Genomic DNA, 13,286 nt, shown 5'->3' on the forward strand with positions numbered 1-13,286 from the left:
ACTCAGGGGCGTGAACAAGGACGCTGTGGTGATCAACCGGATCGTCGAGGGCCTGCGCTGGCACGCGCTGGACGACGACGAGGTCGTGGGACGTGGCGATGCGCTGCGCCGCCCGGACGGGCGGGTGTTCCTCGGCGTCGACTCCTGGCGGGACGAGGTCTTCGACCAGCTGGTCGCCACGATGCTCGCCGACCTTCCGGGAACGGTCTACACGGTGGTGGACGAGGACGACCGCGACGCTCAGGAACGGTGGCGCGGCGCCGGCTTCGTGGTCTGCCGGCAGGAGCGGGTGTACGCCGTACCGACCGACCCCGCCCGCACGGGCCTCGGCGCCGTCTCGCCCCCGCCCGGCGTGACCATCCTGCCGCTGGGGCGGGCCGAGGAGGAGCCGCTCGCCGAGCTCGATCGCGTGGTGCGCGAAGAGGTGAACGCCACGGTCGGCTGGCAGGCCATGCCGGTGGAGATGCTGGCCCGGCCGGACGGGAAGCTCGGCGTGGTGGACCCGTCGGCGTACGTGGTCGCCGTGCAGGACGGGCAGTACATCGGGCAGACCCGGGTCGCCGCCGTGCCGCGCCGGCACCGGCTGGGGCTGGTCGCGGTCCGGGCCGCGTACCGGCGCCGGGGGGTGGCCCGGGCGATGCTGGCCGAGATGCTCGGCTCCTTGCACCGCTCCGGGGTCGGCTCGGTATCCATCGAGGTGGACGACCGCAACGCCGCGGCGAGGGCGTTGTTCGAGGGAATCGGTGCGCAACGGTTGGGCGGCGCCGTGGAGCTGCTGCACCGCTGAAACGACGAAACGGCCGGGCGATGCCGCCCGGCCGCGTCGTCGTCTTCGTCGTCGAGGGATCAGTCGACCCGTCGCGCCACCCACAGCCCGTCGCGCAGCGGCACGATCACGCTCTGGAAGGCCGGGTCGTTCGCCAGCGCCTCGTTCAGGTTGCGGACCCCGATCACCTGGTTGAGCGTGTGAGCGTCGTCGGTCTCGAAGACCTTGCCGCCGCAGAACGCATTGTCGATGATCATGATGCCGTTGCCGGCCAGGTGCGACGTGCTGAGCTTCAGCAGGTCCAGCGCCAGGAAGGCGTCGCTGCCGAAGTACCGGTGCTTCATCACGTCCTGGAAGATCAGGTCGAACGTGCCGAGCTGCGGGATGAGCTCGAACGCGTCACCGACCATCACCTGGATGCGGTCCGCGTAACCGGCGCGGGCGATGTAGTCCTCGGCGCGGGCGGCACGCTCGGGGTCGATCTCGATGCTCACGATCCGGCCGCCCGCCGGGAGTGCGTCGGCGAGCCACAGGGCCGAGTAGCCGATGGCCGTACCGATGTCGAGGATGCGGGCACCGGGCCGGCAGTGCAGCCCCGCCAGCATGCGCAGGACGGCGCCCTCCAAACGGCCGATGATCGGGATCTCCTCGACCCGCGCGACGCTCTCCATCTCCGTCAGCACCGCGGACAGCTTCGGCGCCAGCGCGGACAGTCGGGCGGTCTCGGTCGCGAAGATCTCGCGGGGATCGGTACTGTCCTGCGGGACGATGGTCAGGGACGTTTGCTCCATCGAGGTTCTCCGATCGGCGGATAAGTGGTGTCGTGCGGTCACGTGCCTCGGGGGCATCAGGATCGGCGGACCTCGACGGGGAGTTTGTTGACGCCGATCATGGCCCAGGGATTGCGCAGTTCGACGGGCGCGTCGTCGGCGATCCGGATGTCGCTGTAGCGCTCCATCAGGATGCGCAGTGCGACCTTCACCTCCAGCCGGGCCAGCGGTGCGCCGAGGCAGAAGTGGATGCCGTGCCCGAAGGTCAGGTGCGGGTTGGGCTTACGGGTGATGTCGAACAGGTTCGGGTCGGCGAAGACCTCCGGATCACGGTTGGCGGTGGTCAGCCACACCAGGACGGCGTCGCCGGCCTTGATCTTCTGGCCGCCGAGTTCGGTGTCGCAGGTCGCCGTCCGGCCCAGACGCGGGAAGGGCGGCCGGAAACGCATCGACTCCTCGATCGCCGACGGTACGAGCGACAGGTCGGACCGCAGCCGAGTCATCGCCTCGGGGTTCTCGTCGAGGGCGAGGACCGTGTTGCCCAGCGTGGACGTCGCCGTGACGTGGCCGGCGAGCAGCAGCAGGCCGATGAAGCCCACGATCTCCTCGTCGTCGAGCCGCTCCCCGTCGACCTCGACCGCCATCAGCTTGCTGGTGAGGTCGTCACCGCGGTTGGCGCGGATCCTGCGGACGTGCTCGAGGATGTGGGCGTTCAGCTCGCCGAGGATCGGAGCGACGGTCTGGACCGCCTTCTCGCCGAGCTTCTGCATCGACTCCTCGGGGTCGGTGTTGTGCCGCTCGAAGAACGTGTCGGACCACCGCCGGACCACCGCCTGGTCGGACGCGGGAAAGCCGAGCAGCTCGGCGATCACGATGAAGGGCAGCGGGTACGCGAGCTCCTCGATGAGGTCGAACCGGTCCCCGGCGGCGTCCGCCTTGTCGAGCATTTCCCGGGTCACCTCCTCGATGCGCGGTTCGAGGCTCGCGATGACCTTCGGGGTGAACGCCTGGCTGACCAGAGTCCGCAGCTTGCGGTGCTCCGGCTCGTCCATCCGGACGAAGTTGCCCTTTTTGAAGAGGTCGAAGTCCTTCTGCTTCGGAGCCAGCGCGGCGACGTCCGAGGAGAAGGTGGCCGGATCCCTCAGGACCTGGTCGACGTCGTGGTACCCGAGCACCTGCCAGGCCTGGATCTTGTCGTCGTAGTGCACCATTCCGCGCTCGCGCAGCCCGTCGAGGTAGGCGAGAAAGTTGGGCAATGACCGCTGGCTCTGGGTCAACGTCAAGAAGATCACTTCCCTCGTACGGCCATCGAATGGCGCTGTCTCGGCCGTCACGGTAGATCGGAGGGAGACGGGACCGGCATCCCTCACTCTGCTAGTGACGCCGATGCGGCCGGCGCACCGTCAACATGCGGGATGGCGCCCCCTCACGCGGGCGGCGACGATGACCCACCATGGACGGCTTCGAGCTATACGACCTGGGGCGCAAGCTGATGAAGATCGGCGAGGACGCCATTCCCGACCCGACGGGCATCAACCGGCTCCCCATCGGAGTGCGTCATGTCCTGACCGACGTCTTCTCCCACCCAGGGACGTCGATCACGGAGATCACCGAGCGCACCGGGTTCCCGGCCGGCCACATCGAGGCGTCCGTCGCCACCCTGCGAGCCGCCGGTGCTCTGGCGACCACCGTGGACCCGGCTGCCCCGGAACGTACGGTGGTGCGCCCTGTGCCTCGCCACGGCGCCGCGGACCGGGCCGCCGCGACGGTCGACGGCAAGCTGGCGGAGGCGGCCGGCATCCAGGAGGCCGATCAGCTCAAGGATCTGGTCACGACCCTGGAGATGCTGGCGCGCCGGCTCAGCCGCAGGCTCACCCCGGAGCACTTCAACGCCCAGTACGCCGGTACGCCGCCCTGGGACACCGGCCGCCCCCAGCCGGCGCTGCTCCGGATCGCCCGATCGGGGGCCCTGCGCGGCCGGGTCCTGGAGGCCGGATGCGGCACCGGTGAGCACGCGCTCATGGCGGCGGCCCTGGGCCTGCCGGCGGTCGGAGTGGACCCGGCGTCGGCGGCCATCGCCATCGCCCGGCGCAAGGCCGAGGAGCGCGGGCTGCCGGCCCGGTTCGTGGTCGGCAGCGCCTTCGAGCTGGGTGAGCTCGGCGAACAGTTCGACACCGCGCTCGACTCCGGGCTGTTCCATGTCTTCAGCGACGAGGAGCGGGCCCGCTATGTCGACAGCCTGTCCACCGTGATGGCGCCGGAGGGCCGCCTGTTCCTGCTCTGCTTCAGCGACCGCCAGCCGCCCGGCAACGGGCCGCGCAGGGTCAGCCAGGACGAGATCCGCACGAGCTTCGCGGACGGATGGCGCATCGACTCCATCGATCCGGCGACGATGGACAACAACAACAATCCCGAGGGCGTCCAGGCCTGGCTCGCGACCATCACCCGAATCTGACGCCGAGAGTTGAGGCCATGAAACAGCTCGACCCCCACGATTTCCTCGCCCTCGACGACGAACTCGACGACGCGGAAAGAAATGTACGGGACACCGTTCGCGCCCACGCCACGACGGAATTCCTGCCGCAGGTGAACGAGTGGTACGCGCGCGGAGAACTGCCCCGTGACATCGCCAAGGAACTCGGCGCGCTCGGCCTTTTCGGAATGCAGCTGACCGGCTACGGCTGCGCCGGTGCCTCCCCCGCCGCTTACGGGGTGGTCTGCCGTGAACTGGAGGCCGTGGACTCCGGCCTGCGCAGCCTCGTGTCGGTGCAGGGATCGCTGGCCATGTTCGCGATCCACCGCTGGGGCAGCGAGGAGCAGCGGCAGGAATGGCTGCCGAGGCTGGCGACCGGCGAGGCGCTCGGGTGTTTCGGGCTGACCGAGCCGGGTTCCGGTTCCGACCCCGCGTCGATGCGTACGGTCGCCCGCCGCGACGGCGCCGACTGGGTGCTGAACGGCGCGAAGACGTGGATCACCAACGGCACCACCGCCGACGTCGCCGTCATCTGGGCGGCGACCGAGGAGGAGGGCATCCGGGGCTTCCTGGTGCCTACGGAGACAGCCGGCTACTCGTCCACTGTCATCACCGACAAGCTTTCGCTGCGCGCCTCGCTCAGCACCGACATCTTCCTCGAGGACGTCCGCGTGCCGTCCTCGGCCGTGCTGGGCCGGGCGCCGGGACTGGGTCCGGCGCTGTCGTGCCTGAACGAGGCCCGCTTCGGCATCCTCTGGGGCGTGATCGGCGCGGCACGAACCTGCTACGCCTCGGCGCTGGACCACACCGGCAGGCGCGAGCAGTTCGGGCGGCCGCTCGCCGGTTTCCAGCTGTCGCAGCGCAAGCTCGCCCACATGGTCGTGGAGATCACCCACGCGAGTCTGACCGCGCTGCGGCTGGCCCGGCTCAAGAGGGCCGGCACCCTGACGCCGGAGCAGATCAGCCTCGGCAAGCTGGCGAACGCCCGCTCGGCGATCGAGGTGGCCCGCAGTGCCCGTACGATGCTCGGCGCCGGCGGATTGACCCTCGCGCACCCGGTGATGCGGCACATGACCAACCTCGAGGCCGTCCTCACGGTGGAGGGCACCGAGGAGGTTCACGAGCTGGTCCTCGGCCGGGCGGTGACCGGCATCCCGGCCTTCCGCTGACCGGCGGACAACCGATACCGCCGCCGACGGCGTGTGCACACGCGGCGGGATCGGTTATGGTTGCGCTTGCACTCGCCGGCATCTGGCGGCGACAGACCCGAGGAGGTGAGACCCATCAACGCTGTAACGGTCGGGACTCACTTCCGGAAGGTCCGTCTTGAGCGAAACCCTCGTGCACGCCGCCTGCGCGGCAACTGAAACCTCTTCCCGCACCTCTCTCGGCGGCGCCCTGTTCGGCTCTGTCGTCGCGACCCTGCACGCCGCCGGCTGCGTGTTCGCCGCCGAAGAGGCCGAGCTGATCCTGGACGCCGCGGAACGTGCGGGCGACCCCGCCCGCTGTGCGGAGCTCGTCCACGACATGGTGGCCCGGCGTTGCGCCGGCGAACCACTGGAGCACATCGTCGGCTGGGCCGCGTTCTGCGGGCTTCGGATCGCCGTCGCCCCGGGCGTGTTCGTGCCGCGGCGCCGCACCGAATTCCTTGCGGAACAGGCCGTCCAGGTCGGCGGGGACGCGGCGGTGATCGTGGAGCTGTGCTGCGGTGCCGCGCCGCTGGCCGCCACCCTCGCCGTGCGACTGCCGCGCGCCGAGATCCACGCCGTCGACATCGATCCCGTGCAGACCGCGTACGCGCGCCGCAACCTCGCCCTGTTCGCGAGCCGTGCGTACGTCCACGAGGGCGACCTCTACGCCGGGCTCCCGCAGGGGCTGCGCGGCCGCGTCGACCTGATCGTCGCCAACGCTCCGTACGTGCCGACGGCGGATATCGGCACCCTGCCGACCGAAGCTCGCGAGTACGAGTCGCACCGCAGTTTCGACGGCGGCTCCGACGGCCTCGCGGTGCAGCGCCGGGTCGCCGCGGGCGCCGCGGAATGGCTGAGCCCCGGCGGCCATGTACTGGTCGAGACCAGCGCCGATCAGGGCCCGCTGAGCCGGGGTGTGTTCGCCGCGGCGGGTCTCGACGCCTGGTCGGCCTCCTGCGCGGACCTCGAGGCCACGGTGGCGGTCGGGCGGCGACTTCACTCGGCGGCGAGCGCCCCGAAGCCCTGCCGCGTGGCTCGCCTCTGCTGCACGTGCCCGGACTAGAGGGTGATGCCGGCGACCAGGGACCGCGCCTGGTGGCTGTTCAGCCGCGGGTCGCACGCGGTCTCGTAGCGCGTGCCGAGATCGGGCTCGGCGACGTCGCCACCGACGCACTCGGTGACGTCGTCGCCCGTCATCTCCAGGTGCACGCCGCCCGGGAAGGTTCCCAGTCCCTTGTGGACGTCCAGGTAGCCGGCCAGCTCATTCATGACCTGCTCGACGTAGCGGGTCTTGTGCCCGGTCGCCGCGGTGATGGTGTTGCCGTGCATGGGATCGCACTGCCACACGACCTCGTGCCCGGAGGCGGATACCTTCTCCACGATGGGCGGCAGCACGTCGCGGACGTGCCGGGCACCCATCCGGCAGATCAACGTCAACCGGCCGGGCACGCGGTGCGGGTCGAGGCGCCGCACGTATTCGACGGCTTCCTCGGGCGTGGTGCGGGGGCCGAGTTTCACGCCGACCGGGTTCGCGACCAGCTCGGCGAAGGCGATGTGCGCCCCGTCCAGGTCGCGGGTCCGCTCACCGATCCACAGGAAATGGGCGGAGCCACTGTACGGGTGCCGCCAGGCGTTCGGTCCCCGGCGCAGCAACGCCCGTTCGTAGTCGAGAACCAGCGCCTCATGGGCGGTGAAGACGGGACCGCCACCCGCCGTGTGGAGGAAGTCGATCGCCGCCGACGACGCACCGTACGCGCGCAGCATCCGCTCCGGATCCGGCGCGCGCACGGCGGGATCGGCGGCGAAGCCGTTGATCATGTCCCCGCGGTAGACCGGCAGGCCGTCCGCGTCGACGATCGCCGAGCGCGGCTTGGCGAACTGGCCCGCCATCCGTGCCAGGCGCACGACCGGCAGCCCCGTCCGCCTACCCAGCTCGGCCGCCATCGCGGTGAGCAGGCCCAGATTGCCGCGCAGGTGCGCCTCGGTATTACCGGCGAACGTCTCGGCACAGTCGCCGCCCTGCAGCACGAACGCCTCGCCCCGGGCCACCGCGGCCAGGCGTGCGGACAGCGCGTCGACCTCGTGCGGGCGTACCAATGGCGGCATGCCGCGCAGCACCGCACGGACCCGCCGCACCTGGGCCGCATCCGACCATCCGGGCAGCTGCGCCGCCGGACGGGAGCCGGCGACGGCGACCCGCAGCGCACAACAGCGTGGGGAGTTGCCGGCCGGGGCGAGCGACCCCGAGGACATCACGTGTCGAGGCTAGGGTGACCCGGTATTCGCGGCCATCCTCAACGTTTGTAGGCCTTGCCGCGAAGGGTCGGCGGGGGCCTCCGGCGCCGTTAAACTCCGCCACCATGAGGACCGCCACTGCCATCGATCCGATCGAATCCGCTGGTGAGGTCGCCGATACCCCCGACACGCGCACCACCGCGGGCAAGCTGGCCGACCTCCTCCAGCGCATCGACAGCGCGCTGCACCAGGGCAGCGCGGCGGCGGTCGCACGCCAGCACGCGAGCGGCCGGCGGACGGCGCGTGAGCGGATCGACGCCCTGCTCGACCCGGGTTCCTTCATGGAGCTCGACGCGCTGGCCCGGCACCGATCCGCCGTTCCGGCGATGGCGGCGCGCCGCCCGTACGGCGACGGGGTGATCGCCGGCACCGGCACGATCGACGGCCGCGCGGTCGCCGTCTACAGCCAGGACGCCACCGTGTTCGGCGGCGCCCTCGGCGAGGTGCACGGGGAGAAGATCGCCAAGATCATGGACCTGGCCCTCAAGATCGGATGCCCACTCATCGGCATCAACGACGGTGGCGGTGCCCGGATCCAGGAGGGCGTCAGCACGATGGGGCAGTACGGCGGGATCTTCTACCGCAACGTGCGCTGCTCCGGGGTCATACCGCAGATCTCGCTGGTCATGGGGCCGTGCGCGGGTGGTGCGGTGTACTCGCCGGCGATGACCGACTTCATCGTGATGGTGGACCGGACCAGCCACATGTTCCTCACCGGGCCGGAGGTCATCAAGACCGTCACCGGCGAGCAGGTCGACCTCGAGGGGCTCGGCGGCGGAAACCTGCACAACTCGCGGTCCGGGGTGGCCCATTACCTGGCGTCCGATGAGGACGATGCGCTCGACTACGTCCGGCATCTGCTGGACTACCTGCCGAGCAACAACCTCTCGGAGCCGAAGGCCTACCCCGGGCCGGACACCGGCACGCTGACGCAGGCGGACCTGGAGCTCGACACGATCGTCCCGGACTCGCCGCACCAGGCGTACGACATGCACGAGGTGATCACCCGCGTCCTCGACGACGGCGAGTTCCTCGAGGTCCAGCAGATGTTCGCGCGCAACATCATCGTCGGGTTCGGCCGGGTGGACGGCCGCAGCGTGGGAGTCGTCGCCAACCAGCCCCTGCACCTCGCCGGCTGTCTGAACATCGACGCCTCCGCGAAGGCGGCGCGGTTCATCCGTACCTGCGACGCCTTCGGTATTCCGGTGCTGACCTTCGTGGACGTGCCCGGATTCCTGCCCGGCACCGACCAGGAGTGGGGCGGCATCATCCGGCACGGCGCCAAACTGATCTACGCGTACGCGGAGGCGGTCGTCCCGATGGTCACGGTGACGACGCGGAAGGCGTACGGCGGCTCGTACGGTGCCATGGGTTCCAAGCACCTCGGCGTCGACATCAACCTCGCCTGGCCCACCGCGCAGATCGCCGTGACCGGCGCCTCGGGGGCGGTCAGCATCCTCAACCGGCGTGAGCTGGCCGCGCTCCGGGGCGAGGAGCTGGCAGCGCGGCGTGCGCAGCTCATCCAGGAGTACGAGGACTCCGCGAGCCCCTACCTCGCGGCCGACCGCGGCTACGTCGACGCCGTCATCCGCCCCGCGCACACCCGCCGCCAGGTGGCGACCGCCCTGCGCCTGCTGGCGAGCAAGCGGGTCGACGGCCCGCCGCGCCGGCACGGAAACATTCCGCTCTGAGCCACCGCCGGTTCCCGCTGTCGCGCTGTCAACTCGAGGGATAGTGGCGCCTCTATCCGCTTCGTATCGTGAGGCGAAGCGCGATCACCTGACCGCCTGACGCCGACGGCGGATTGCTTTCCGTCGGGTCGTGGCGACCATGACGGCAGGTAAGAGGAATCCTCCCCGACGGTGGGTTGCCGAGCTGCTCGGAAATTGCTCATCGCTGTGGGCCGGAGGCAGACAGAAGGAGCAACAGCAGAGATGAGTCCCCGACCCGCACCGGTCTTTCCGGACTGGCCGCAATTCGACGACACGGAACGCCGAGCCCTCGATCGTGCGCTGACCCAGGGCCAGTGGTGGCGCATGGGCGGCAAAGAGGTGGAGACCTTCGAGCGGGAGTTCGCCGACCACCACGGTGCCCGGCACGCGCTGGCCGTGACGAACGGCACGCACGCCCTGGAGCTCGCCCTGCAGGCGATGGGCGCCGGACCGGGCACGGAGGTCATCGTCCCCGGGTTCACGTTCATCTCGTCGTCGCAGGCCGCTCAGCGCATCGGCGCGGTCGCCGTCCCGGTGGACGTCGATCCGGACACGTACAACATCGACGTGGCCGCCGCCGCGGCCGCGATCACCCCGCGGACGCGAGTGATCATGCCGGTCCACATGGCCGGGCTGATGGCCGACATGGACGCGCTGGACAAGGTCGCCGCCGACGCCGGAGTGCAGGTGCTGCAGGACGCGGCCCACGCCCACGGCGCCCGCTGGCAGGGCAAGCGGGTCGGTGAGCTGGGTTCCGTCGCGGCGTTCAGCTTCCAGAACGGCAAGCTGATGACCGCGGGCGAGGGCGGTGCGGTGCTCTTCCCCGACGAGGAGATGTACGAGCAGGCGTTCCTGCGGCACTCCTGCGGCCGTCCCCGCACCGACCGCCGCTACCACCACCAGGTGGCCGGGACCAACATGCGGATGAACGAGTTCTCGGCCGCCGTGCTGCGCGCCCAGCTGACCCGCCTCGACGCTCAGATCGAGATACGCGAGCAGCGCTGGCGGCACCTGTCCGGGCTGCTGGCCCGCATCCCGGGCGTACGGCCGCAGGGCGACGACCCGCGGGCCGACCGCAACCCGCACTACATGGCGATGTTCCGGCTTCCCGGCTGGTCCGAGGAGCGCCGCAACGTCCTGGTCGATCGGCTGGTCGACGTGGGCATCCCGGCGTTCGCCGCGTTCCGCGCGATCTACCGCACCGCCGCGTTCTGGGAGACGGGCGCGCCCGCGGAGCCGGTCGATGCGGTCGCCGAGCGCTGCCCCCACGTCGAGGCGATCAGCCAGGACTGCGTGTGGCTGCATCACCGGACGCTGCTCGCCTCCGAGCAGGCCCTCACCGACACCGCAGCCATCGTGGCCGAAGCGGTGGCCGCCGCATGACGATCCGCACGGTGCTGATCGGGCTGGGCTGGTCGGGCCGGGAGATCTGGCTCCCCCGGTTGCTGGCCCGCGACGACTACGAGGTGGTGGCCGCGGTCGATCCCGACCCCGCCAGGCGGGCGGCGTTCACCGCGGCGACCGGCCGTCCGGCCTTCGCCGGGGTCGACGGACCGTTGCTCGCGGACGCCGGTCTCGCGCTGGTGGCCGTGCCCAACCATCTGCACGCCCCGATCGCGCAGAGCCTCCTCGAGCGGGGCGTCGCCACCTTCGTCGAGAAGCCGGTCTGCCTCTCCACGGCCGAGGCGAACGCCTTGGCCGCCGCCGAGCAGGCGGGTGGCGGGCCGCTGCTGGCCGGCAGCGCCTCGCGCTATCGGGCCGACGTGGCGGAGCTGGTCAGGCTGGTGCCCGAGCTCGGCCGCCTGCGCAACGTCGACCTGGCGTGGGAGCGGGCTCGGGGCGTGCCGCAGGCGCGGGGCTGGTTCACCAACCGGGCGCAGTCCGGCGGCGGTGTGCTCGTCGACCTCGGCTGGCACCTGCTCGACGTCCTGGAGGAGGTCGTCGGCCCGGTCAGCTTCGACCAGGTCACCGCCACCGCCTCCGACGACCACGTCAACGATCCCCGCTGGTCGGCGGCCTGGCGCCACGACCTGCCGGCCACCGACATCCAGGTCGACGTCGAGGACACCGTACGCGGATTCCTGGTCGCCGACACCGGCCTGTCGGTGGGGCTGCGGGCCAGCTGGGCGACCCACTCGGCGACGCACGACGTGACCACGATCCGCGTCGAGGGCAGCGAGGGCACGGCGACGCTGCGCACCACGTTCGGCTTCAGCCCGAACCGCGAGCCCCGGCCCCGGATCGTCACCGTACGAAGGGGACAGGTGGGTGAGGTCCCCGTACCGGTCGAGCCGATCGGTACGGAGTACGACCGCCAGCTCGACGACATCCTGCGCCGCCTCTCCGATCCCTCGTCGCGGGGGCTCGCGATCGCGGGCGTACGCCGGATCGTCACCACCATCGAGGCCATGTACGCCTCCGCGGCCCGCCCACCGGTGCCGGCCGCCTCGATCGCGACCGCGGGGGTGACGTCGTGACGGACCAGCCGGTACGCAACGCGGTGGTCTTCGACCTCGACGGCGTCCTGGTCGACAGCCACGAGACGATGGGCCGCGCCTTCGCCGTGGCGTACGCGGAAGTGGTCGGCGACGGGCCCGCGCCGTTCGCCGAGTACCAGCGCTATCAGGGCCTGTACTTCCCGGAGATCATGCGCCGGATGGGCCTGCCCCTCGAGATGGAGGAGCCGTTCGTCCGGGAGAGCTACCGGCTCGCGGACCAGGTTCCGGTCGTCGACGGCGTGGTGGACCTGCTGGAGGAGCTCCGGATACGGGGCTTCGGGCTGGCCGTGGCCACCGGCAAGGCCGGTCCGCGGGCCCGGTCCCTGCTGACCACCCTGGGCCTGATCGACTTCTTCGACCACGTGGTCGGCTCCGACGAGGTCGCCCGCCCCAAACCCGCCCCGGACATCGTGCTGCGGGCGCTGAGCCTGCTCGGCGGGCAGCCGGCGGCGGCCGTCATGGTCGGCGACGCCCCGGCCGACATCCGCAGCGCCCGGGGCGCCGGCGTGACCGCTGTGGCGGCGACATGGGCGACCGTGGACGAGGAGGAACTGCTCGGGTGCGGCCCCGATCTCGTGATCCATTCACCCAAGGACCTGCTGCAGGTGTGCCCGCCGATTCCGGTACGAGGTCACGGGTGACTGCTCGGGTCGTGCCGCTCGGCCGGGCGCCCCAGCAGGGCGTGACCTGGCTCGGTATGGACCTGGGTGGCACCAAGGTGGCCCTGCGCGCGGAGACGGAGGACGGCCTGGTCCGCGAGCACCTGTTCCGGTGGCGCGGGCGCGGCCTGGAGTCGGATCTGGCGCAGCTGGCGGCCGAGGTCTCGCTCTTCCGGCGGCAGATTCCCGAGGGGTTCGCCGGCATCGGGGTCGCTCTGCCGGCCACCGTGGGCAGCGACGGGCTCATCACGTCCTGGCCGAACCGCCCCGAGTGGCTCGGCCTGGACGTGCCGCAGACCCTGCACGCCCTGTTCGGGGACACCCCCGTGCGGTGGGCCGACGACGGGGACCTCGGCGCGCTGGCCGAGGCCCGGGCCGCCAACTGTGACGACGTGCTCTACGTCGGGGTCGGTACGGGCGTCGGCGGCGGCCTGGTCGCCGGCGGCGCCCTGGTGCCGGGACTGTCTCGCGGTTCCTTCGAGATCGGCCACCTGGTGACCGACGCGGACGGCCCGATGTGCCGGTGCGGGCGCCGCGGGTGCCTGCAGGCCACCGCCTCCGGGCCGGCCACCCTGGCGCGCGCCGCCCGCCTGCGCGGTGCGGACGTCGATTACGACGACCTGCAGAAGGGCCTGATCGCGGACGAGGAGTGGGCCGTGCAGTCCGTGGACCGCTCCTGCCACCGGCTCGCCGTGGCGATCACCGGCGTCCGGGAGTTGCTGCATCCCAGCCTGGTCGTCGTGGGCGGGGGCTTCGCGGAGGGGCTGCCCAGCTTCACGGAGAACGTGGCGCGGCACATGGCCACCCTGGCCCGGTCGGGCGTGCCTGCTCCCCTGGTCAAGTCCTCACTCGTCGGCGGGCTCTCGACCCTGCACGGCGCGGTCGTCCTGGCCCGCCTGATGCACGTCTGACTTCTCGCCGAA

General features: G+C 71.2%; 12 protein-coding genes. 9 read left to right on the forward strand and 3 right to left on the reverse strand.

The genetic code is table 11. The features are described 5' to 3' along the window. Positions 1–10: 10 nt before the first annotated feature. The gene (locus ACIBO8_RS24375) at positions 11–787 is read left to right on the forward strand and encodes a GNAT family N-acetyltransferase (protein ID WP_396117568.1); all 777 of its coding nucleotides are present in this window, start codon (positions 11–13) and stop codon (positions 785–787) included. Positions 788–846: 59 nt separating this feature from the next. Here the strand turns inward: ACIBO8_RS24375 and ACIBO8_RS24380 are convergent, their stop codons facing one another. Continuing rightward, positions 847–1,557 (reverse strand): O-methyltransferase, encoded by a 711-nt coding sequence (locus tag ACIBO8_RS24380; protein WP_396117569.1) that lies wholly within the window; start codon positions 1,555–1,557, stop codon positions 847–849. Positions 1,558–1,613: 56 nt separating this feature from the next. Continuing rightward, complete coding sequence (locus ACIBO8_RS24385; RefSeq protein WP_396117570.1) at positions 1,614–2,819, reverse strand: cytochrome P450; 1,206 nt, start codon at positions 2,817–2,819, stop codon at positions 1,614–1,616. 170 nt (positions 2,820–2,989) lie between these two features. Between ACIBO8_RS24385 and ACIBO8_RS24390 the strand changes: the two genes are divergently transcribed. From ACIBO8_RS24390 to ACIBO8_RS24400, 3 genes are all read left to right on the forward strand, one after another. Next, the gene (locus ACIBO8_RS24390) at positions 2,990–3,991 is read left to right on the forward strand and encodes a methyltransferase domain-containing protein (RefSeq protein ID WP_396117571.1); all 1,002 of its coding nucleotides are present in this window, start codon (positions 2,990–2,992) and stop codon (positions 3,989–3,991) included. A gap of 17 nt (positions 3,992–4,008) precedes the next feature. After that, entirely contained in the window at positions 4,009–5,178 is a 1,170-nt protein-coding gene (locus ACIBO8_RS24395; RefSeq protein ID WP_396117572.1) for an acyl-CoA dehydrogenase family protein, read from the forward strand. Between the two features lie 157 nt (positions 5,179–5,335). Further along, positions 5,336–6,262 carry a putative protein N(5)-glutamine methyltransferase gene (locus ACIBO8_RS24400; protein WP_396117573.1) on the forward strand — a complete coding sequence of 309 codons (927 nt, stop codon included), beginning with the start codon at positions 5,336–5,338 and terminating at the stop codon, positions 6,260–6,262. Here the strand turns inward: ACIBO8_RS24400 and ACIBO8_RS24405 are convergent. Continuing rightward, positions 6,259–7,452: a 3-deoxy-7-phosphoheptulonate synthase gene (locus ACIBO8_RS24405; RefSeq protein ID WP_396117753.1), complete on the reverse strand. Its 1,194-nt coding sequence runs from the start codon at positions 7,450–7,452 to the stop codon at positions 6,259–6,261. The two genes, ACIBO8_RS24400 and ACIBO8_RS24405, sit on opposite strands and share 4 nt — an antisense overlap. 107 nt (positions 7,453–7,559) lie before the next feature. Between ACIBO8_RS24405 and ACIBO8_RS24410 the strand changes: the two genes are divergently transcribed. The 5 genes from ACIBO8_RS24410 to ACIBO8_RS24430 all read left to right on the forward strand — a co-directional run bounded on the left by ACIBO8_RS24410 (position 7,560) and on the right by ACIBO8_RS24430 (position 13,274). Continuing rightward, positions 7,560–9,185, forward strand: a complete 1,626-nt coding sequence (locus tag ACIBO8_RS24410; protein ID WP_396117574.1) for an acyl-CoA carboxylase subunit beta — start codon at positions 7,560–7,562, stop codon at positions 9,183–9,185. 243 nt (positions 9,186–9,428) lie between these two features. After that, complete coding sequence (locus tag ACIBO8_RS24415; protein ID WP_396117575.1) at positions 9,429–10,589, forward strand: DegT/DnrJ/EryC1/StrS family aminotransferase; 1,161 nt, start codon at positions 9,429–9,431, stop codon at positions 10,587–10,589. Further along, positions 10,586–11,683 carry a Gfo/Idh/MocA family protein gene (locus ACIBO8_RS24420; protein WP_396117576.1) on the forward strand — a complete coding sequence of 366 codons (1,098 nt, stop codon included), beginning with the start codon at positions 10,586–10,588 and terminating at the stop codon, positions 11,681–11,683. Before ACIBO8_RS24415 ends, ACIBO8_RS24420 begins: the two co-directional genes overlap by 4 nt. After that, entirely contained in the window at positions 11,680–12,345 is a 666-nt protein-coding gene (locus ACIBO8_RS24425; RefSeq protein WP_396117577.1) for an HAD-IA family hydrolase, read from the forward strand. The genes ACIBO8_RS24420 and ACIBO8_RS24425 overlap by 4 nt, the downstream gene beginning before the upstream one ends. A gap of 56 nt (positions 12,346–12,401) precedes the next feature. Next, positions 12,402–13,274: an ROK family protein gene (locus ACIBO8_RS24430; RefSeq protein WP_396117754.1), complete on the forward strand. Its 873-nt coding sequence runs from the start codon at positions 12,402–12,404 to the stop codon at positions 13,272–13,274. The last annotated feature ends 12 nt before the right edge of the window (positions 13,275–13,286 follow it).

This window comes from Actinoplanes sp. NPDC049681, assembly GCF_044465265.1.
Lineage (GTDB): Bacteria > Actinomycetota > Actinomycetes > Mycobacteriales > Micromonosporaceae > Actinoplanes.

Bases quoted from the DNA above. Each gene is read 5' to 3' on its own strand.
- ACIBO8_RS24380 (WP_396117569.1), bottom strand. From the start codon at position 1,557: ATGGAGCAAACGTCCCTGACCATCGTCCCGCAGGACAGTACCGATCCC.
- ACIBO8_RS24390 (WP_396117571.1), top strand. From the start codon at position 2,990: ATGGACGGCTTCGAGCTATACGACCTGGGGCGCAAGCTGATGAAGATC.
- ACIBO8_RS24395 (WP_396117572.1), top strand. From the start codon at position 4,009: ATGAAACAGCTCGACCCCCACGATTTCCTCGCCCTCGACGACGAACTC.
- ACIBO8_RS24405 (WP_396117753.1), bottom strand. From the start codon at position 7,452: ATGTCCTCGGGGTCGCTCGCCCCGGCCGGCAACTCCCCACGCTGTTGT.
- ACIBO8_RS24410 (WP_396117574.1), top strand. From the start codon at position 7,560: ATGAGGACCGCCACTGCCATCGATCCGATCGAATCCGCTGGTGAGGTC.
- ACIBO8_RS24415 (WP_396117575.1), top strand. From the start codon at position 9,429: ATGAGTCCCCGACCCGCACCGGTCTTTCCGGACTGGCCGCAATTCGAC.
- ACIBO8_RS24420 (WP_396117576.1), top strand. From the start codon at position 10,586: ATGACGATCCGCACGGTGCTGATCGGGCTGGGCTGGTCGGGCCGGGAG.
- ACIBO8_RS24430 (WP_396117754.1), top strand. From the start codon at position 12,402: ATGGACCTGGGTGGCACCAAGGTGGCCCTGCGCGCGGAGACGGAGGAC.